Source organism: Pseudomonas sp. ATCC PTA-122608, assembly GCF_001952855.1.
Taxonomy (GTDB): Bacteria; Pseudomonadota; Gammaproteobacteria; order Pseudomonadales; family Pseudomonadaceae; genus Aquipseudomonas.
The window spans coordinates 189,146-208,233 of record NZ_LPNO01000053.1; the positions used below are offsets into that span (position 1 = coordinate 189,146).

Consider the following 19,088-nt stretch of genomic DNA (forward strand, 5'->3'; position numbering starts at 1 on the left):
GCGTCGATGAATGACCTTGATGCGACGGACATTGCCGACGCGGTGGGCTCTGGTGCAATTACGCCTGCTTTGGTTGCTGAACACTTTCTTGAGCGGATAGGTGTCGACGAGCCAGATATCCAGGCGTTTGCATCCTTCGATGCTGAGTCTGTGAGAAATCAAGCCCGTGGGCTCTGCGCCGGTCTGCTCGACGGCGTGCCCGTAGGGGTCAAGGACATCTTCGATACTGCCGACCATCCAACGGAATTCTATTCGCCGATTTACCAAGGCAATCGTCCATCGCGAGATGCCCATGTGGTAACGCTATTGCGCCAGGCGGGCGCGATCATCATGGGCAAGACCCACACCACTGAATTTGCCTACATGCACACGGGGCCGACGCGTAATTCGCTCGATCTGTCCCGCACGCCGGGTAGCTCCAGTGCGGGTTCTGCGGCGGGGATGGCGGCCGGGTTCTTCCCGTTGGCGTTGGGGACCCAGACGGCTGGGTCGCTGCTCAAGCCAGCCGCTTATTGTGGGTTGTATGCCTTCAAGCCATCGTTTGGACTGGTCTCGCTGGAAGGCGTGAAACCCCTGGCGCCTAGCTTCGATACGGTGGGTTGGTATGGGCGTTCGGTGCGTGATCTTGAGCGAGTGGCGCGGGTGTTGATCCCGGGGTTTCCGGCTGTTGAGGCAGGGCGCCGGCCTTTGCGGCTTGGCTTCTGCCGTACCTGTCGCTGGTCGGATGTGCAGCCGTCCGTGGCCCAGGCGATTGAGCTGGCGATAGCGAGGTTGGGGCCTCTTGTCAGTGAAGTCGTGTTGCCCGAGGCGTTCGACGGAGTATTCGACGATCACCAGTTGATCAACGATTGCGAGGGTGCCCGTTCGTTGGCCAAGGAGTTTCAGTCTCATCCCGACCTACTCAGCGACTCGACGTTGGCCATGATCGAGCGCGCCCAGGCGACGAGTTGGGAGCAGGAGTCGGCAGCCAAGGCACGCTTGGCGCAACTGGCCCCGCAGCTTGCGCAAATCTGCCAGCCGTTTGATGCGATGTTGAGTGTTTCCTGCGGGATGTTGGCGCCGGTGGGGTTGGAGACCACGGGGCCGTCGGACTTCATCAAGTTCTGGGGCGCGTTTGGATTGCCGCAGGTGAATGTGCCGGTGGCGCGTGGTGACGGGGAGTTGCCGGTGGGGTTGCAGGTGATTGGGGCGTTCAGAGGGGATGCGCCGTTGCTGAGCGCGGCGCAGGTCATAGTTGATGCGTTGGCGTGATCAGCGAGATTACGACCCCTTGCACACCTTCGCAGCCGCAGGATCGTTCGGGATAAATGAATCCGGCGCGCCTGGCTTCAGCACCACGTACCCGCGCCGCCACGGTTGATCGTCCACCAGATTCCAGCGGTGCCCTGTGCCGGTATTGTCTGCGGCAATCAGCACTTCACCCGGATGCAGCGTGAACTTCTCACCACCGCGAGTCACGAATGCCAGGGTACCGGACAGCGTCATGACGTACTGGGGCTCCGGGTCGTTATGCCAGCCATACGAGGAGTGCGCCGGGGTTTGCTTGAAGTGGATGGCGGCCACGTCGTTGCGCATGCTCTGGTCGATGGTGCCTACCAGTACGTGGGAGGCGTTGTCGGCGCCGGTGCACAGCTTGAAAGCCTTGATGGTGTCAGGGGCTGCGGTGGCGGCTTGTGCTCCGCTCAAGGTGGCGAGGGTGATTGCGACGGCGGCAGCGGCACGTAGGCCCAGGCGGTGGATTGCGTTGTGCGGCGAACGTTTCTTCTGAGGCATGGAACAAGTTTCCCTCGTGCTGGAGTGGCGTTGATTGGGAATCATGGTCTTCGCCGTCGCCGTTCGGGACAACTAACTAATCTTTCATTGCTGCACGCCAGAAACGACAAATCCGCGCAATGCGCGGCTTTCAAGATGGTGGGCCCAGTAGGACTCGAACCTACGAGATCAGCCCGCTGAATTGAGTTCAAAGAAAACGCGCAGGCACTGATGGATCCTTCCTTCCAGTCGCGCATAGAGTGCTTTTTGCCAGCGTCGCCTTGGTGCTCTTCTTTCCTGTTATTAGCGAAGCTCAGATTAAATCTAGAAAGGTCTTGACGGCTTAATATTTACAATGAGACAAGTGTCCACGGTTTATGGAATGTGGACGCTTGAGGTTTTTGAATTTATGAAGAGTCAAGATATTTTGCTTTTGTTCAAGATGGCCAGTCTGCACGCCCAAGAAGAAAATCTTTATGGGGTGATGGAATCTGAGTCGAATTCGAACACGGTTGAGAGTTTGTTAAAGCCGCAGCAGATACATCGAATGACGGCAGGAGGGCGAGTGGGGCAGCCGCTAGTCACCTACCCCGCTGACGATGAAGAAACTGTATTCCACCGCCAGGAGTTCGACTCGCCCTTGGACGACGAGGATGGGTGGGAAGGTTGGTCGGACCCCGTACCTTCTCCGCCGCTGGCGAGCTGGAGTGAAGGCTACTCGTTGCGTGCGCTGTCCGCGTCTCTTGGGCTAAGCAAAAGCGAGGTTTCAAACTCCATAGCTAGGTGTCGCGAGTCCGGAATGCTCACCAATGATTACGACACGGGGCTTCCTAAAGTTAATCGGCGAGAGCTGCTGAAAATCACCGAGCATGCTCTGAAGTACTTTTTCCCCGTGAAGCCGGGCGCAATGGTTCGCGGTATTCCAACAGGCTTCGCAGCGCCTGCGCTCTCCAAAAGCATCAAGAGCGCTGGCGGTCTGATTCCGGTTTGGCCTGATGCTCTCGGAACTGAGCGTGGTCAGGCGATAGAGCCGCTCTACAAAACGGTGCCGGAAGCGGTAAAGAAGGACAGAACCCTTTATCACTATCTTGCGCTTGCTGATGCGATCCGTCTTGGCGGCCCGCGAGAGTGTGGTGTGGCAGTTAACATTCTAAAAGCAGGGATGGGGCTGAAATAACATGTCATCAAACGCGGATCACAACTATGAGCTCATAGAGTTTGTTGCAGACGGCTTGGGGGAGGCTTTTCTCGCTGAGGTTGCCTTTGTCGGTGGTTGCACCACGGCCATGCTGGTGACTGATGCTGCTGTGCTGGACGACATTCGTTTCACCGATGATGTTGACCTGGTGATCGAGCTAGCAGGCATTAGCGCTTGGCAACACCTCACACAACGCCTGGCGGCTAAGAACTTCAAGATCACAGGTGAAGATGAGGTCAACTGTCGTTTCCGCTTCAACGACGTCGTCGTCGACGTGATGCCTTCTGACCCCGCTGTTCTCGGATATGCCAACCGTTGGTTCGTGGAGGGGCTGGCGAGGGCCGATAAATTTACGTTGCCCAGCGGTATCGTAATCCAGATATTTAAACCGACCTACTTTCTTGCGACGAAACTAGAGGCCTTTAGCGGCCGCGGTGAGGGCGACCCCTACCACAAGGACGTCGAAGACATCATCATCTTGATTGATGGTCGTACAGAGCTTTTGGAGGAGGTTCGTCAAGCAGAGTCTGAGCTCAAGGAATTCATCACTGCTGGAATTCGAGACCTCACGGCGCTCAGTGGTATCGACTACGTGATTGAAAGTTCGGGCTCGGTGCAGGCCAATCCGGGTAGAGGCCGAATCATCCACATGCGCATGAAGGACCTGGGCAACGCATGAGATACGACACCAGATCAGTAATAGGAAGGACCAGGAAAGGCAATCATGACCGTGCTGGAGCTCTCTGCGATGGCGAAAGAGGGCTGTTCGTTATCACGGACGGTACGTCGAAGACCGGTAGTGGCCAATTGGCTGAACACTTCGTAAAAGGTGTTTTAGCGGCCTACCAGAAACACTTAGATCAGGGGGACGATATTACTGAGCATGGTGCAGTGGAGCAGGTACTTTGTTCAGTGCTGAACGAGCTTCACCCCACTTTGTTTGCGGACCAGACAGGGACGACGTGTTACCTGGTCGGTGTAGTTGCCCATGGGAAGCTCACGCTTGCGTATGAGGGTGACTGTTCGTGTGGAGTGGTGACACCGGCAGGCACGATCGAGTGGATTACTCCGCCCCACTGCAAGGCCAATTGGAAGCGCGACCGCTCACACCGTGAGCTGGCGCAAGATCCGGCTCGAAACCGGATAACTCGATGCTTGAAGGCTAATCGTGCTCCGGATCCAGATTTTGTTTTTCATCAATTGGCCGTCGGTGAACGACTGGTGTTCGTAACCGATGGCTTCTGGGCTGAGTTAACGGAATCGCAGCAAAGCAGCTTGCTGGTAGCGCCAGATAGCGACTTTATCGCTGTTGAAGATGACGTTACGTGGATTGACGTTCAAATCTAATCCTGGAAGCGCAGAAAACAGACATACAGTCCGGCTAGCTGGTAGCGTTTCATTAACAAGACCAAAAAAAAGGGATAAATGATGAGCTTGTCAGCAGAAAATCTTTTTGAACAACTGAAAGAAGCGGTCGACCGGTCGGTAGCGGGAGAAAGCTTCGGAATTGTAAATGAGGCGGCCGAAAATGCTGGCATGACTGGTGGCCGGAAAGATCCAAGCGTGATGACTCTTGGGTTCACGTATGAATACTCGGATGCAACCGGCGGTACTGTAACGCTAGTAGTGAAATCCTGGGACACCAGTTCACCGTTTCAGAACAAGCTGGACAGGAACAAGATGACGGTGGAGCTGGTGAGAGACGGCAAGGCGCTTCAAGCCTATTCGAGCTGGTATGACGACTGACTGGTGTTCACATTTAGACGGCAGTCAATGGGAAACCCGCGTGTTCCGGGCCTGCAGTGGCAGAAGCGACGTCACTTGAATATCGTTGATCAGAACGGGCGTGCGTTTCCCTCCTGTCGTGACACTTGAGGCGTTGCAGGTTTGGCTAATGCCAAGTTTGTTCTATGCGACTTGTCGCCTAAACTGGCTTACAACACGAATCCGGAAAAGAACTGTTTGCGTGAAGCCCTTCAAGGGCTTTCTATCGCCGGGCAGCTCTCTGCTAAAAATTTCATCTCCACACAATCCGAAAGAAAAGGCAGAGCATTGAAGAAGTCGCACATTGATAAATTGAGCTTGGCGATTGCAGTCTGTGCATTGGGCCTTTCGCTATGGCAGGGGTATCAGCAAAGAGTGCAAAACCATGTTGCTGTTGAGCCAAGGATCAACGCCTATTTCAAGCTCGACGGCAAAACGGATCAAAACGGCCTGTACGTTTTCAATAATGGCTTAGGCCCTGCCTATGTTGAGAGCCTTGAAGTAACGGTCGCTGGGAAGCCGGTTACGGACAATAGTTATGGCCGATTCGGTGGTGCCGTTCAATCAATGCGCCTTGGTACCGATTGTCTCATTGTAGGCGGTCCTCGCCCGAATGACTCTCTGAAACTGGGTGAGGAAATTGGACTAATTGAGATCAGCAAAAATGCTCCCAGTGCGTGTGCGCTTACGAAGTTGGTGCTTGGGGCCAAAATCCAGCAGCACCTGGATTTTACCCTAATTGTGAAATCCATTTACGGTGACCGGTTTCAGTACAATTTCAAGAGCAATGTCCAGACTGCGCTTTGATTCGCGCCGATAGCGCTCTTGCTTTTGTGCCGCTGCGTGGAGTACCTGGTACCCCAGGATCTAATCTGACTGGCTGGGGTTGCCTCAAAGGCGACATCATTGAATAAGGGCAATCCGTTTTCTAAAACGCGAGCGGAGTAGAAGGGACTGATTTATTGTAAGTGACGGATAAAGAATTCTCATAGAACAGGCGCTCGATAAGCTAATCGAGCACCTGCAAGGTTCTGTTATTTACTGTGAATCAGGCCCGTCGGGCAGCAAGGCTTGGTTGATGTCATCAACAATCGCCTTGCCCATTTCGCCAAGGTAATGCGAGGCAAAAGCGTAGTGCTCTCCGCCAGTATCCATGGCGGCCTCAAGTGAAAGAACTTTGGCGTAGTAGAGCAGGTGAGAGGCATGTTCCAGCGCTTCCCGAAGCGGGACGCCGGCATTAACACGCAGCACTTTCATATCGTGCTTTTTCTCTCCGCAGTCCGCGAAGGTCACAACGCCAATGGTGGCTACTGAGGATGAGGCACTCATTGCAAGTCTCCTGATGTCGAAGAGCAATGAATGTCTTGAGGCGCGGGAATTGAGGTATTTTCGTAAGACATTAGCTTGCTCCTTTGGTACAACCCAAATAGCTGCCACTAACGTTTCCAGGCGAAAGGTGGCAGCTGTACGCAGGCTGGAAACCGAGAAGAAGCGACTCGGCAGACACGAGTGTCTCCCACGCACAGCCGCCATAAAGCACAAACGGCGGGCCTAAAAAAGCGCCCGCTGATTGTTTGACGACGCTGTAGCGTCTTCTTATCGGGTTTCCAGGCCCGGTCGCTGATGAACAGCGACGCGAAGAGACTAACGTTATGCGCCGTAGGCGACAATCAACGAAAACTACCAAAATTGTCAGCACATGTGGCGTTGGGCATGGCTCGAACGTTCACGAATTTCAATGCTGACCATCGGCTCAAAGAAGCAGCGTCGTCCAATCCAAAATGAAAGTGGACACTTTGTGGACACTTTTGCTTTTTCAAACGAGAAACAAGCCGGAGGACGAGCTGCCCAAAAACACGAAAGCCGCGCAGTGCGCGGCTTTGAGTATGGTGGGCCCAGTAGGACTCGAACCTACGACCAAAGGATTATGAGTCCTCTGCTCTAACCAACTGAGCTATAGGCCCTCAGTAGGCCGCGGATTATAACGATGGTTTCTTCGCTGTGCCATCCGAAAAGTCCGAAACACTCATACGAAGAAAAGTCGCGGCGAAAAGGTCTGGCGGCAGCGGCAGACTGACGATGTAGCCTTGCATCTGCTCACAGCCTTCAGCCGCCAGAAACGCTTGCTGTGCAGGCGTTTCCACACCCTCAGCGATGATAGTGAATTGCATGCTGTGCCCCAGGGCAATAATGGCGCGTACGATCGCCGCATCGTGTGGGTCATCGGGCAGACCGCGCACGAAGGATTGGTCGATCTTCAGGAAGTCCAGCGGCAGGCGCTTCAAATAGCTGAGGGACGAATAGCCGGTGCCGAAATCATCAATGGCCAGTTGCACGCCCAGACGCTTGAGTTGATGGAGCACCTCCAGCGCTTCTTCGGCCTGGCTCATGATGAAGTTTTCGGTGATCTCCAGTTGCAGGCAGCCGGGCTCCAGCCGGTTGTCCCGCAGCAATTGTTCGATGCGCGCCAGCAGGTTGGGGTGGCGCAGTTGCGCGCCGGCGAGGTTGACGGACAGCGTGCCGAATTCGTCATAGGACTCTCTCCAATGGTGCATTTGTCGGCAAGCCTGTTCCAGTACCCAGTCGCCAATCTGCAGGATCATGCCGTTCTCTTCGGCCAGGGCGATGAAGTGCTCGGGTGGCACTTCGCCGAAGGTGGGATGGCGCCAGCGAATCAGCGCTTCGGCGCCGATCAGTTGTTGGGTGTCGAGGCTCAGCTTCGGCTGGTAATAGAGAGAAAATTCGTCGCGTTCGATCGCCCGACGAAGTTCGTGCTCAAGCGCCACGCGTTCATTGGCCTGGGCGGTGAGGTCCTGGGTGTAGCTTTCGACGCGGTTGCGGCCTTTGGCCTTGGAGCGGTACATGGCGGCGTCGGCGTTTTTCACCAGGGTGGCGACGTCGACGCCGTCCCGTGGGTACAGGCTGGTGCCGATGCTGGCGCTGATAAAGAACTCATGCTCGCCCGCCTGGAACGGCGGGGTGAAGCAGGCCAGCAGTTTATTGGCCAGGTGTTCGGCGTCGCTGGCTTGTTGCAGGCCGGGCAGGAGGATGATGAATTCGTCGCCACCCAGGCGCGCGACGGTGTCGACGTCCCGCAGTTGGTCCTTGAGACGCACGGCGATGTCTTTGAGCAGCAGGTCGCCAATCGGGTGGCCGAGGCTGTCGTTGATGTGTTTGAAGCGGTCGAGGTCGAGGAACAGCACGGCGCCCTGGCTGCCGTTTTCCTGTTGATTGTTGAGGGCGGCCTGCAGGCGGCTTTCGAACAGGGTGCGGTTGGGCAGGCCGGTCAGCGGGTCGTGGTGGGCCTGGTAATCGAGGCGCGCCTGGGCGTGCTTGAGGCTGGAGATGTCGGCGAACACCGCGACAAAGTGGGTGATCGATTGGTCGTGGTTGCGCACGGCGCTGATGGTCAGCCAGCTGGGGTACAGCTCGCCGTTCTTGCGCCGGTTCGAGATCTCGCCTTGCCAATGGCCGTGGGCCGTCAGTTGGTGCCACATGGCCGCGTAGAAGGCGCTGTCGTGCAGGCCGGAGGCGAGCAGGCGCGGGGTTTGACCGAGGGCCTCGGCTTCGCTGTAGCCGGTGATCTCGCTGAAGGCGCGGTTCACAGCGCTGATATTTTGCCGGGTGTCGGTGATCAGTACGCCTTCAGCCGTGCTCTCGAACACGGTGGCGGCCTGTTGCAGCTTTTCCTGCATCAGTTGGCGTTCGGTGATGTCCCGGGCGATGGTGAGCATGCAGTCGTCGTCGCCGATGGGCAGCGGGCGGCTGGAGACCTCGCAGAGGCGAATCTCGCCGTCGTTGCGGCGGATGTGGCAAACAAAGTCGCGGACAAATCCGTCCCGTTGCAGTAGCTCCAGCATGTGTTTGCGTTCGTTCAGGTCGACCCAGATGCCCAGGTCCAGGGTTGACTGGTCGAGTGACATCACGCTGTTGAAGCCGGTTATGCGGCTGAATCCTTCGTTGACTTCAATCAGCAAACCGTCGCTTTGACGGCTCAATAGCAGGCCGTCAGGAGAAGCGTGGAAGGCCTTGGCGAATTTCTCTTCTGAGGTTTGCAGGCGCTGCTGGGTTTCTTTCAGTTGGGTGATGTCACGCACCACGACCACCAAGGCTTCGGTGGTATCGAGTTGAAAGGGTTCGGCGGAGATCAGCCCGGTGAAGGCCTGGCCGTTATTGCGCCGGAAGGGCATTTCCAGGTTGCGGATGCTGGTGGTCTGTACCCGTTGCAGCAGGCCGGGGCCTACGCCCTGAATGCCCCAGATATTCAGTTCGGTGGCGGTTTTTCCCACGACGTCTTCGGCGCTCAGCCCGATCTGGTCTTCGAATGCCTTATTGACCTCCATCAGGCAGCCGTCGGACAGACGAGCGATCACCAGGATGTCGGGGCATTGCTGGAACACCGAGGCAAACTTCTGTTCCGAAAGCTGCAATGCTTCCTCGGTGCGCTTGGCTTCGCTGATGTCGATCATCAGGCCACGTAGCACTGGCTCGTGGCCGTGCTCGATCAGGCTGACGATGTCCCGCACCCACAGGCAGCGGCCATCAGCGGTGATCACGCGGTAGTCGACGCTGTGGTCACGGTTGGCTCGGGTTTCTGCGTAGCAATAGGATTCGGTGCGGGTCAGGTCGGCCGGGTGGATGATGTTGCGCCAGAAGCCCGGGATCAGCCAATGGGCGCGCGGGTAGCCGAGCAGCTCCTCGGCATGGGGCGACACGTAGCTGTAGGTGAAATCGCTGATGCTGGCTTCCCAGGCAATCGCGGAAAGGCTCTCGACCAGGCCGCGATAGTGGTATTCGCTGCTGCGCAGTTCCTGTTCGAGGGCGACACGGCGGGAGATCTCCGAACTGAGCCGGCGATTGATCCGGATGACCACCGCCAGCACGATGCTCAATAACAATACGGCCGGCAGCCCGTAGAGCAGTACATCCGTCCAGAGGGTGCGGTGGTCGATGACATTGCCGACCCAGCGTTGCTGGATGGCCTCGGTTTCGGCCGGGCTGATATCCGCCAGGACCTTGTCGAGGATGCCCACTAGCATCTTGTCGGCGCTGGGTACGCCCATGGCCAATTGATAGCGATAGGGCGTTTCGCCACTGACGTACAGGCCTTCCAGCTTCAGTTGGCGCAGGCTCCACACGCTGGACGCCAGATCGCCGACCACGGCATCAACCTTGTCGGTGGCCAGGGCCTGCAGCGCCGAACTGACGTTGGGCATGGCCACGAGGTTGAGGTCGGGATGGTGAGTGCGTAGCAGTTCGTGGGGGGCATAGTTCTCTACCACGGCGATCTTCAGCCCATAGAGGTCCTTGAGGTTGCGCGGTTGCGGCCCGCCTTCATGGGCGAGGATGACGATGGGAAAGTCGAGATAGGGTCGGGTGAACGACAGGAAGCCTTGGCGTTCCGGGGTGGACATGATGCCCGGAAGCAGGTCGAGTTGGTTGTTGCGAGCCTGCTCCAGCACCGCATTCCAGTTTACCGGCTCGATCAGCTTTAGCCGGACCCCAAGGCGATCCTGCATCAGCCGCACGTAATCGGCGGCCAGGCCCTGGTAGCGACCGTCTTCATCGCGGTATTCAAAGGGGGGCCAAGAGGCATCGACGCCCAGGCGCAACTCTTGGTGGTCCGCCAGCCAGCCACGCTCTTCATCGGTGAGAGTCAACGCGCCAGCCGTTGCGGTCCAGGTCAGCAGCGACAGCAGTAACACGGTCGGCAATCTGGGCATAACGGTCTCGTTATGGCACGGGGAATGTTTCGAGTGTAGACGGGCATTGCGGGGGAGGGGAGGCGGCGAGGATTTAATCTGTAGAAGCAAAAACCCCGGCCTGGGCCGGGGTTTTTGTGATCACTCGTCGAGGAAGGAGCGCAAATGCTCGCTTCTCGTCGGGTGGCGCAGCTTGCGCAACGCCTTGGCTTCGATCTGACGAATCCGCTCACGGGTAACGTCGAACTGCTTACCGACTTCCTCAAGGGTGTGGTCGGTATTCATGTCGATGCCGAAGCGCATACGCAGTACCTTGGCTTCACGGGCAGTGAGGCCGGACAGTACGTCGCGAGTCGCTTCTTTCAGGCTCTCAACGGTGGCAACATCGATTGGCGACTGCATGGTCGAGTCTTCGATGAAGTCACCCAGGTGGGAGTCTTCGTCATCACCGATCGGGGTTTCCATGGAGATCGGCTCTTTAGCGATCTTCAATACCTTGCGGATTTTATCCTCAGGCATTTCCATGCGTTCGCCCAGCTCTTCCGGGGTCGGTTCGCGACCCATTTCCTGCAACATCTGCCGGGAAATACGGTTGAGCTTGTTGATCGTCTCGATCATGTGCACCGGAATACGGATGGTGCGGGCCTGGTCGGCGATCGAGCGAGTGATCGCCTGACGGATCCACCAGGTGGCATAAGTCGAGAATTTGTAGCCGCGACGGTATTCGAACTTATCCACCGCTTTCATCAAGCCGATGTTGCCTTCCTGGATCAGATCGAGGAATTGCAGGCCACGGTTGGTGTACTTCTTGGCGATGGAGATCACCAGACGCAAGTTCGCTTCAACCATCTCTTTCTTCGCGCGGCGGGCCTTGGCCTCACCGATCGACATGCGACGGTTGATGTCCTTGATCTCGGCAATCGTCAGACCGGTTTCGGTCTGCAATGCAGTCAGCTTCTGCTGGCAACGAACGATGTCGGCCTGGAAGCGACCAATGGCTTCAGCGTATTTGCTTTTGCCTTTGGCCAGCGCGTCGGTCCAGCTTTCGTCGACTTCGTTGCCCGGGAACTGGCGCAGGAAATCGGCACGCGGCATGCGCGCATCACGGACACAGAGCTGCATGATCGCACGCTCTTGTGCACGCAGACGCTCAAGGGCGCTACGAACCCGCTCAACCAGGCCTTCGAATTGCTTCGGTACCAGTTTGATCGGCATGAAGAGTTCAGCCAGGGCCAACAATTCAGCAGTTGCCTGCTTGCTGCCGCGACCGTGCTTCTTCAGGGCCTTGCGAGCCAGTTCCATCTGATCGGAGACCGCGCCAAAGCGCTGGGCTGCGATGATCGGATCCGGACCGCTTTCGACTTCTTCTTCGTCATCGGTGCTGGCTTCAGCTTCTTCTTCGTCGGTGTCGTCGTCTGCTTTGGCAGCCTTGGCATCGATCGGCGGAGGAACTTCAGCCGCAGGTGGCGCAATGCCGTCGTCCGGGTCGATATAACCGCTCAGGACGTCGGACAGGCGGCCACCTTCGGTGGTGACGCGAGTGTACTCGGAGAGAATGTGGTCAACCGTGCCTGGGAAGTGCGCGATTGCGCCCATCACTTCACGAATGCCCTCTTCGATACGCTTGGCGATTTCGATTTCGCCTTCACGTGTCAGCAGCTCTACCGTTCCCATTTCGCGCATATACATGCGCACAGGGTCAGTCGTGCGACCGATGTCGGTCTCGACCGCTGCCAACGCGGCGGCTGCTTCTTCAGCGGCTGCCTCGTCGGTATCGGCGTCGGCCAACATAAGGGCGTCCGCATCCGGAGCACTCTCGTGTACGGGGATCCCCATGTCATTAATCATGCGGATGATGTCTTCCACCTGCTCTGGATCTGAAATATCCTCAGGCAGGTGGTCGTTGACCTCTGCGTAAGTCAGATACTTCTGCTCACGACCAAGGGTGATCAACTCTTTGATACGAGACTGCTGTTGCGCTTTTCCGGACATAACACCCTATCCACTGAAGGTCTTGGCGGGCAAAAAACAAGCCGAGGATTATACCCGAGCTATGACCTCACACGCCAGCTGAGGTCGGGTTTGATGCGGAAACATTGCGACTTAAAAGGTCGCGCAGTTGATTTTTCTCTTCGGCGGTCAATTCACTCTGACGCGCTTTTCGAAGAAGTTGTTCCAGGTTTCGCTCGCGTTGACGAGCTACCAAGCTAGTAATGGTGTCGAAAAACTGTTGTTCAAGGTTATCGCCATCAATCAGCCATTCCTTTTCTGCCAACGCCTTTAGCAAGCGGCCCTGTTCAGTGCCGTGCCAGCGTGCAATCAGCTGGAATGAGTTTAGCTTAGGATTCTTCTGTACGGCCTCGAGCAGGGCCACCAACAGTTGTGTATTGGTGTGGTCTTCGGCCGCAAAGTGCCCCGCGTCTTCGACTTTTTGTGCCAGCTGCGGGTGATGCAAAAGTGTGCGCAGGGCTGCCATGGTGGGCGGCTCTACTGCTGCTGGGACGCGCGGGCCGCGCGGTTCGTCACGGTCACCGCCACGTTTGCCGTTTTTGTCCCAGGGTTTCTTGTCCCATTTCTTGCCGCCGGCGCCGGGTTTCTTCGGTGTCCACTCCTGCTGGGGCGTGTAGGCCTCCTGCGGTTGGTGGAAGTCGGAATAGTCCGGCATGGCGTCGTAATCCATGCCCGGGTCGTAGGCCGGCGGTGCTTCTTGCGGCGCGCTGCGCGCCAGCTGGCTGACGGCCTCGCCACTCAATCCGGTAATTTCCAGCAGTCGCTGGCGCATCAGGGTCCGCAGGTTGGCGCCCGGAACTTTGTCGATCAGCGGTGCCGCGAGGGTGACCATATGGGCCTTGCCTTCGAGGGAGCGCGGGTCGGACTCTTCGGTCAGTTGCTGGAAAAAATAATCGGCCAGCGGTTGTGCGTGCTGGTTGATGCGTGCGCGGAACGCGTCGGTGCCTTCCGAGCGGACCAGGGTGTCCGGGTCTTCGCCTTCGGGCAGGAACAGGAAGCGTGCGCGACGTCCGTCCTGCAGGCTTGAAAGCGTTGACTCAAGGGCGCGCCAGGCGGCATTGCGGCCGGCCTGGTCGCCGTCGAAGCAGAACAGCACGTTGGGCACCACGCGGAACAGACGCTTCAAGTGCTCTTCGCTGGTCGCGGTGCCCAGGGTGGCCACGGCATTGCGCAAGCCTTGCTGGGCCAGGGCGATCACGTCCATATAGCCTTCAACCACGATGATTTCATCGAGGTTGCGATTGTTTTTGCGCGCTTCAAACAGGCCGTAGAGTTCCTGGCCTTTATGGAACACCGGGGTTTCCGGTGAGTTCAGGTATTTAGGCTTGTCGTCCCCCAGTACCCGGCCGCCGAACGCGATAATGCGGCCGCGACTGTCGCGGATCGGAAACATCACGCGATCGCGGAAACGGTCATAGCGCTTGCCAGTCTCGGCGTTTTCCACCAGCAGGCCGGCGTCGATCATGGCTTTTTGCTGCAGGGTGTCGCTGCTCAGGTGCTTGTACAGATTGTCCCAGCCGGGCGGGGCGAAACCGAGGCCGAAGTCGCGGGCGATTTCACCGGTCAGGCCGCGGCCCTTGAGGTAATCGACGGCGGCTTTGCGCTGCGGGTGGCTTTTCAGTGCCTGGCGGTAAAAGTCGGCAGCAGCGGTGAGCAACGGGTACAGCGGCGAATCTGTGGGTTGCCGCGGTTTGTGCGGGCGGCCACTTTCTTCGCGGGGGATTTCCATGCCGGCGGCTTTCGCCAGTTCCTCGACGGCCTGGGGGAAGTCCAGGTTGTCGTGGTCCATGATAAAGCCGAGGGCGTTGCCGCCGGCGCCGCAGCCGAAGCAGTAGTAGAACTGCTTGTCGGGGCTGACGCTGAACGACGGCGTCTTTTCTTTGTGGAACGGGCAGCAGGCGGTGTAGTTCTTGCCGGCCTTTTTCATTTGCAGGCGCGAGCTGACAACATCGACGATGTCGGTGCGGTTCAGAAGGTCGTCAATAAAGCTCTGGGGAATTAGCCCGGCCATGGCGTTCTCGTCATCACTGCGTGTAAAAGAGGGCCCGCAAAGTGCTCAAGGCGCGCGTATTGTGCGGCTCGATCAACTGTCGTCTGCTTGGTCTGTCAGGAAGTGTATCTGCCGAACATTCACTGACGTTAGTTCCGATCAGTGCCCGGCGTAGAAATGTTGCCCGGGAGTCCGGTCTTGGCCATGTGCGGGCCTCGGAAGCTCATCGGTGGGCGCAGTCGACCTGTTGATCGCCTGTTAAAAAATAAGTGTGCTCGTCAGTAGCCTTGTTAGGCTCGTCAGAAGAGACGTGCACCGCTGGCAAAAGAGCCAGTCCTGACGTGTGAAGCAGTTCGTTTCAGTCGCGTGTGCGGCCTCAACGGTGAAGCATCAAGCGATATCCGCAAATGCCAACAGCCCGGCTGAGGGCCGGGCTTGGCAGAAGCTTGCTACGAACGTCTGTGTATTAGTACAGACGAACGGCGCGGCGCTGCTCGCGCTGAACTTTCTTGGCGTGACGCTTAACAGCGGCTGCTGCTTTACGCTTACGCTCAGAAGTTGGCTTCTCGTAAAATTCGCGGCTACGAACTTCAGCCAGAACACCGGCTTTTTCGCAGGAGCGCTTGAAACGACGCAGAGCTACGTCGAAGGGTTCGTTCTCTTTTACTTTGACGGCTGGCATCCAGAGCTACCTTCTTTCATTACCGGGAATCAACGTTCTCGTCGCAAAAAATTCGCGGCTGAGGTCGTCGGTTTTTAAGGGTTGCGGATGTTAACCCCTCATTGCCCGGAATGCAAAGCCTCTGATCGAAAACCACTAGTCGGGAGGGGGAGCGGCGACTATTATGCGCGCCTTCGAATTCAGCCTCTACAAGGCGCAAACCCATGCTAGTTCTGGGATTAGAAACCTCGTGCGACGAAACCGGTGTCGCACTTTACGACAGTGAACGCGGGCTTTTGGCCGACGCACTGTTCAGTCAGATCGACCTGCATCGCGCCTATGGTGGCGTGGTGCCGGAGCTGGCCAGCCGTGATCATGTGAAACGCATGCTGCCATTGATTCGCCAGGTATTGGACGAGGCCGGCTGCGTGCCGACCGAGATCGACGCCATTGCCTATACCGCAGGCCCGGGATTGGTCGGAGCCCTGCTGGTTGGGGCCTCTTGCGCCCAGGCGCTGGCATTTGCCTGGGGCATTCCGGCCCTCGGTGTGCACCACATGGAAGGCCATTTACTGGCACCGATGCTGGAAGAAAATCCGCCAGAGTTCCCGTTCGTCGCTTTGTTGGTTTCAGGTGGCCATACGCAGCTGGTTCAGGTCGACGGAATCGGTCAATACACGCTTCTGGGCGAAAGCCTGGACGACGCTGCCGGCGAAGCTTTCGACAAGACCGCGAAGATGATGGGGCTCAATTATCCCGGCGGTCCGGAAATTGCGCGGCTGGCGGAAAAAGGCGTGGCAGGGCGCTACACCTTCCCGCGTCCGATGTGCGATCGCCCTGGCCTGATGTTCAGCTTCAGCGGCTTGAAAACCTCTGCCCTGAATACCTGGCAGCAGAGCGTCAGCGCCGGAGACGACAGTGAACAAGCCCGTTGCGACATCTCGCTGGCGTTCCAGCAGGCCGTGGTGGAGACTTTGACCATCAAGTGCAAGCGGGCCCTGAAGCTGGCGGGCATGAAGCGCCTGGTGATCGCAGGCGGCGTCAGCGCGAACAAGGCGTTGCGCAGCTCCCTGGAGAAAATGCTCGGCGACATGAAGGGCGACGTGTTTTACGCCCGCCCCGAATTCTGTACCGATAACGGCGCGATGATCGCTTATGCCGGTTGCCAGCGTTTGCAGGCCGGGCAGCATGAAAGCCTGGCAATCAGCGTGCAGGCACGCTGGCCGATGGAGCAACTGCCGCCGCTGTAACCGGCGAACGTGAACCCGGTTCACCGGACGTATTTAAAAATGCCGTTCGCGCCCGGCAAACAGGTCGCGTAAATTGCCCCGGTGGCGCCAGACGATCAGCAGCGTGAGCACGCTCATTGGCACCAGCGCCGCCGGTTCCTGCCAGGCAAGCAATGGCAACGTCAGCGGTGTGGCGATCAATGCGGCCAGCGAGCTGGTACGGGTCAGGTAGAACGTCAGCAGCCAGGCCAGGATGGCCAGCAGCGCCGCCGGTGGGTAGATGCCCAGCAGCATGCCGGCCGCCGTAGCGACGCCTTTGCCGCCGCGAAAGCGGAAGTACAGCGGGAACAGGTGGCCGAGCACCGCGCAGACGCCGATCCAGGCTTGCTGTTGCAGCGAAAGCCCGGCGAGATCGGCGATCACCACCGGCAGCAGGCCCTTGCAGACGTCGCCGAACAACGTCAGTACGGCGAGTTTCTTGCCGGCCAGGCGCAACATATTGGTGGCGCCGGCATTGCCTGAGCCACTCATTCGCGGGTCGGGGTTTCCCGTCAGGCGGCTGAGCAAAATGGCGAAGGACAGCGAGCCGAGCAGGTAGGCGAGAGTCGCCAGTAACCAAAACATGCTAACTATTCCGGGCGAGGACGCCCTGATTCTAACGGGGCATCGCGCCCTTGTCGTGCAGCGGAGAAGAGTGCTTGGACAGAGTGTTTATCGAAGGCCTGGAAGTTGACACCGTGATCGGTGCCTACGACTGGGAGCGCGGTATCCGGCAATGCCTGCGTCTGGACCTGAGCTTCGCCTGGGATAACCGCCCGGCCGCTGCCGGTGATGACCTGACCCTGGCGCTGGATTACGCCAGCGTGTCCGCGCGTATCCAGGCCTTTGCCGAGCAGGCGCAGTTCCAGCTGGTGGAAACCTTTGCCGAGCGCCTGGCCGAAGTCTTGATGAGTGAGTTCCAGATTCCCTGGCTGCACCTCAAACTGACCAAGCCCGGCGCCGTTCCGGCAGCCAAGGGCGTGGGCGTGGAGATCGAGCGCGGATGTCGCTAACTCAGGTTTACCTTGGTCTTGGCAGCAATATCGAGCGTGAGGCCCATTTACGCGCTGGCCTCGATGCGCTGGCGGCTTTCCTGACGGACCTGCGCTGTTCGGCGGTGTTTGAAAGCCAGCCGGTGGGCATCAAGAGCGGGCCGTTCTTCAATCTGGTGGTGTCGGCGTATACCGACCTGCCGCTGATGGAGCTGGACCGTCGACTGAAGTTTATCGAGGCCGACAATGGCCGCTATGCCCCGGATCGCAAGGGCCTGCCGCTGGATATCGACGTGCTGCTGTACGGCGACTTGGTCGGTAACTTCGATGGCCTGATTCTGCCCCGGGCCGAAATCCTGAAGAACGCGTTTGTGCTGTGGCCGCTGTCGCTGATGGCGCCGGAGCGTGTGCACCCTGAGGCGGGCAAGACATTTGCCGCGCTTTGGCAGGATGCACAAATCGATCAGGTACTGGCGCCGGTCGCTTTCGAGTGGCGGAATCAGCCGTTAACGCCGGATGTGCTCTTGTAGGCTTTCAGCGCCTTGAGCCGTTCGCGTTTCAGTGCTTCACCCAGCTCGGGACCTTTGAATCCTTGTTCCAGTAGCGGTGCGACCGCGACACCCCGTGCGGCGAGCGCCGCGCCGCGCAAATAATCCGCTTGTGGATAACTTCTCTGCTCGAGGCCTTTGCGGCCGCGGGCATCCATCTCGCACGCCACCACAAACTCCTCAAAGCGCTGCGGGCGACGGTAAACGTCAAAGCTTTGCAGCAACTCCAACAAAGTTGCAGGCCTCAGCTCCAGCGCGCGATGGCCGTGGGTGTGGTATTCGCCCACCAGCAGCGCCAGTTCCTGGCAATCCCTTGGTACCTTGAAGCGCTCATTCACCGCCTTGATCAACTGCAGGCCGCGATGCTCATGAGCAATGTGCTGCGGCAACTTATCCACAGGCGTGAGGCCTTTGCCCAGGTCGTGCAGCAGGCAGGCCCAGCGCACGGTCAGCGGTTGGGCATGGATGGCCGCCTGCTCCAGCACGCTCAGCGTGTGGATGCCGGTATCGATCTCGGGGTGATGGGCTTCTGGTTGTGGCACGCCGAACAGCGCGTCGATTTCAGGCATCAGGGTTTTCAGCGCGCCGCAATCGCGTAGCACCTGGATAAATACCTGTGGCTGATTTTCCATCAGGGCGCGGGAAATTTCTTTCCAGCTGCGCTCAGGCGTCAGGGCTTCCAGCTCGCCTGAATCGCTGAGTTCGCGCATGAGCTCCAGGGTTTCTGGCGCGACGGTAAAACCCAGGCCTGCGTAGCGCGCAGCAAAACGGGCAACGCGCAGGACTCGGAGAGGATCTTCGGCGAATGCGGGGGAAACGTGGCGAAGAATACGCTCTTTCAGATCGCGCTGACCGTTGTACGGATCAGTCAGGTTGCCGTCGTCATCTTCTGCCATTGCATTGATGGTCAGGTCGCGGCGGATCAGGTCTTCTTCCAGGGTAACTTCGGGGCTCGCGTGAAACACAAAGCCACCATAACCCCGGCCGCTCTTGCGCTCTGTGCGGGCGAGGGCGTACTCGTCGCCGTTTTTCGGGTCAAGGAAGACGGGGAAATCCGCGCCCACGGGCTTGTAGCCCAGGGCGAGCATTTCTTCAGTGGTAGCGCCGACTACGACACGGTCGACATCGGTAACGGGGATGCCCAGCAGGCGATCACGCACTGCACCGCCGACTTTGTAGATTTGCATGAAAAAGCCTCCATTA

Annotated in this window: 17 protein-coding genes and 1 tRNA gene; 9 read left to right on the forward strand and 9 right to left on the reverse strand. The window is 58.3% G+C overall.

The genetic code is table 11. The annotated features are described in order from the left end of the window. Positions 1–6 precede the first annotated feature (6 nt). A complete protein-coding gene (locus AU074_RS30535; RefSeq protein WP_076017881.1) occupies positions 7–1,251 on the forward strand; it encodes an amidase in 1,245 nt (414 codons plus the stop codon). A gap of 9 nt (positions 1,252–1,260) precedes the next feature. On the opposite strand, the gene AU074_RS30540 is transcribed toward AU074_RS30535, so the two are convergent. Beyond that, positions 1,261–1,773: a cupin domain-containing protein gene (locus AU074_RS30540; protein WP_076017882.1), complete on the reverse strand. Its 513-nt coding sequence runs from the start codon at positions 1,771–1,773 to the stop codon at positions 1,261–1,263. 361 nt (positions 1,774–2,134) lie between these two features. Here AU074_RS30540 and AU074_RS30545 point away from each other — a divergent pair, with 361 nt between their 5' ends. The 5 genes from AU074_RS30545 to AU074_RS30565 all read left to right on the forward strand — a co-directional run bounded on the left by AU074_RS30545 (position 2,135) and on the right by AU074_RS30565 (position 5,521). After that, positions 2,135–2,929, forward strand: a complete 795-nt coding sequence (locus AU074_RS30545) for a MarR family transcriptional regulator (RefSeq protein ID WP_173860420.1) — start codon at positions 2,135–2,137, stop codon at positions 2,927–2,929. Between the two features lies 1 nt (position 2,930). Beyond that, on the forward strand, positions 2,931–3,629 hold the full coding sequence (locus tag AU074_RS30550) for a hypothetical protein (protein ID WP_076017883.1): 699 nt from the start codon (positions 2,931–2,933) through the stop codon (positions 3,627–3,629). Further along, a complete protein-coding gene (locus tag AU074_RS30555) occupies positions 3,626–4,297 on the forward strand; it encodes a PP2C family serine/threonine-protein phosphatase (protein ID WP_076017884.1) in 672 nt (223 codons plus the stop codon). The genes AU074_RS30550 and AU074_RS30555 overlap by 4 nt, the downstream gene beginning before the upstream one ends. An 81-nt stretch (positions 4,298–4,378) precedes the next feature. Continuing rightward, the gene (locus tag AU074_RS30560) at positions 4,379–4,696 is read left to right on the forward strand and encodes a hypothetical protein (protein ID WP_143503748.1); all 318 of its coding nucleotides are present in this window, start codon (positions 4,379–4,381) and stop codon (positions 4,694–4,696) included. A gap of 141 nt (positions 4,697–4,837) precedes the next feature. Continuing rightward, the gene (locus AU074_RS30565) at positions 4,838–5,521 is read left to right on the forward strand and encodes a hypothetical protein (RefSeq protein WP_083676743.1); all 684 of its coding nucleotides are present in this window, start codon (positions 4,838–4,840) and stop codon (positions 5,519–5,521) included. A 231-nt stretch (positions 5,522–5,752) separates the two neighbouring features. Here the strand turns inward: AU074_RS30565 and AU074_RS30570 are convergent, their stop codons facing one another. The 6 genes from AU074_RS30570 to rpsU all read right to left on the reverse strand — a co-directional run bounded on the left by AU074_RS30570 (position 5,753) and on the right by rpsU (position 15,098). Then, the gene (locus tag AU074_RS30570) at positions 5,753–6,043 is read right to left on the reverse strand and encodes a DUF3077 domain-containing protein (RefSeq protein ID WP_076017886.1); all 291 of its coding nucleotides are present in this window, start codon (positions 6,041–6,043) and stop codon (positions 5,753–5,755) included. 558 nt (positions 6,044–6,601) lie between these two features. Beyond that, a tRNA-Ile gene (locus AU074_RS30575) sits at positions 6,602–6,678 on the reverse strand. A gap of 15 nt (positions 6,679–6,693) precedes the next feature. Next, positions 6,694–10,437 carry a bifunctional diguanylate cyclase/phosphodiesterase gene (locus AU074_RS30580; RefSeq protein ID WP_076017887.1) on the reverse strand — a complete coding sequence of 1,248 codons (3,744 nt, stop codon included), beginning with the start codon at positions 10,435–10,437 and terminating at the stop codon, positions 6,694–6,696. A 120-nt stretch (positions 10,438–10,557) separates the two neighbouring features. Continuing rightward, on the reverse strand, positions 10,558–12,408 hold the full coding sequence (rpoD, locus tag AU074_RS30585) for an RNA polymerase sigma factor RpoD (RefSeq protein ID WP_076017888.1): 1,851 nt from the start codon (positions 12,406–12,408) through the stop codon (positions 10,558–10,560). A gap of 67 nt (positions 12,409–12,475) precedes the next feature. Continuing rightward, positions 12,476–14,437, reverse strand: a complete 1,962-nt coding sequence (gene dnaG / locus AU074_RS30590; RefSeq protein WP_003211012.1) for a DNA primase — start codon at positions 14,435–14,437, stop codon at positions 12,476–12,478. Between the two features lie 445 nt (positions 14,438–14,882). After that, the gene (rpsU, locus tag AU074_RS30595) at positions 14,883–15,098 is read right to left on the reverse strand and encodes a 30S ribosomal protein S21 (protein ID WP_002551877.1); all 216 of its coding nucleotides are present in this window, start codon (positions 15,096–15,098) and stop codon (positions 14,883–14,885) included. Positions 15,099–15,301: 203 nt separating this feature from the next. Here rpsU and tsaD point away from each other — a divergent pair, with 203 nt between their 5' ends. Further along, positions 15,302–16,327 (forward strand): tRNA (adenosine(37)-N6)-threonylcarbamoyltransferase complex transferase subunit TsaD, encoded by a 1,026-nt coding sequence (tsaD, locus tag AU074_RS30600; RefSeq protein ID WP_076017889.1) that lies wholly within the window; start codon positions 15,302–15,304, stop codon positions 16,325–16,327. Between the two features lie 33 nt (positions 16,328–16,360). Here the strand turns inward: tsaD and plsY are convergent, their stop codons facing one another. Next, a complete protein-coding gene (gene plsY, locus AU074_RS30605) occupies positions 16,361–16,930 on the reverse strand; it encodes a glycerol-3-phosphate 1-O-acyltransferase PlsY (RefSeq protein ID WP_076017890.1) in 570 nt (189 codons plus the stop codon). 74 nt (positions 16,931–17,004) lie between these two features. Between plsY and folB the strand changes: the two genes are divergently transcribed. Then, positions 17,005–17,358, forward strand: coding sequence for a dihydroneopterin aldolase (gene folB, locus AU074_RS30610; protein ID WP_003211007.1), 354 nt, complete (start codon positions 17,005–17,007; stop codon positions 17,356–17,358). Next, positions 17,349–17,867, forward strand: coding sequence for a 2-amino-4-hydroxy-6-hydroxymethyldihydropteridine diphosphokinase (gene folK / locus AU074_RS30615; protein WP_076017891.1), 519 nt, complete (start codon positions 17,349–17,351; stop codon positions 17,865–17,867). The genes folB and folK overlap by 10 nt, the downstream gene beginning before the upstream one ends. Here the strand turns inward: folK and AU074_RS30620 are convergent. Further along, on the reverse strand, positions 17,837–19,072 hold the full coding sequence (locus AU074_RS30620; RefSeq protein ID WP_076017892.1) for a multifunctional CCA addition/repair protein: 1,236 nt from the start codon (positions 19,070–19,072) through the stop codon (positions 17,837–17,839). The genes folK and AU074_RS30620 overlap by 31 nt on opposite strands. Between the last annotated feature and the right edge of the window lie 16 nt (positions 19,073–19,088).

Excerpts from the sequence above, each read along its gene's own strand:
- rpsU (WP_002551877.1), bottom strand. The coding sequence starts at position 15,098 with ATGCCAGCCGTCAAAGTAAAAGAGAACGAACCCTTCGACGTAGCTCTG.
- AU074_RS30570 (WP_076017886.1), bottom strand. The coding sequence starts at position 6,043 with ATGAGTGCCTCATCCTCAGTAGCCACCATTGGCGTTGTGACCTTCGCG.
- rpoD (WP_076017888.1), bottom strand. The coding sequence starts at position 12,408 with ATGTCCGGAAAAGCGCAACAGCAGTCTCGTATCAAAGAGTTGATCACC.
- AU074_RS30620 (WP_076017892.1), bottom strand. The coding sequence starts at position 19,072 with ATGCAAATCTACAAAGTCGGCGGTGCAGTGCGTGATCGCCTGCTGGGC.
- tsaD (WP_076017889.1), top strand. The coding sequence starts at position 15,302 with ATGCTAGTTCTGGGATTAGAAACCTCGTGCGACGAAACCGGTGTCGCA.
- AU074_RS30555 (WP_076017884.1), top strand. The coding sequence starts at position 3,626 with ATGAGATACGACACCAGATCAGTAATAGGAAGGACCAGGAAAGGCAAT.
- AU074_RS30550 (WP_076017883.1), top strand. The coding sequence starts at position 2,931 with ATGTCATCAAACGCGGATCACAACTATGAGCTCATAGAGTTTGTTGCA.
- AU074_RS30545 (WP_173860420.1), top strand. The coding sequence starts at position 2,135 with ATGTGGACGCTTGAGGTTTTTGAATTTATGAAGAGTCAAGATATTTTG.
- AU074_RS30580 (WP_076017887.1), bottom strand. The coding sequence starts at position 10,437 with ATGCCCAGATTGCCGACCGTGTTACTGCTGTCGCTGCTGACCTGGACC.
- AU074_RS30540 (WP_076017882.1), bottom strand. The coding sequence starts at position 1,773 with ATGCCTCAGAAGAAACGTTCGCCGCACAACGCAATCCACCGCCTGGGC.
- dnaG (WP_003211012.1), bottom strand. The coding sequence starts at position 14,437 with ATGGCCGGGCTAATTCCCCAGAGCTTTATTGACGACCTTCTGAACCGC.
- folK (WP_076017891.1), top strand. The coding sequence starts at position 17,349 with ATGTCGCTAACTCAGGTTTACCTTGGTCTTGGCAGCAATATCGAGCGT.
- AU074_RS30535 (WP_076017881.1), top strand. The coding sequence starts at position 7 with ATGAATGACCTTGATGCGACGGACATTGCCGACGCGGTGGGCTCTGGT.
- plsY (WP_076017890.1), bottom strand. The coding sequence starts at position 16,930 with ATGTTTTGGTTACTGGCGACTCTCGCCTACCTGCTCGGCTCGCTGTCC.
- AU074_RS30560 (WP_143503748.1), top strand. The coding sequence starts at position 4,379 with ATGAGCTTGTCAGCAGAAAATCTTTTTGAACAACTGAAAGAAGCGGTC.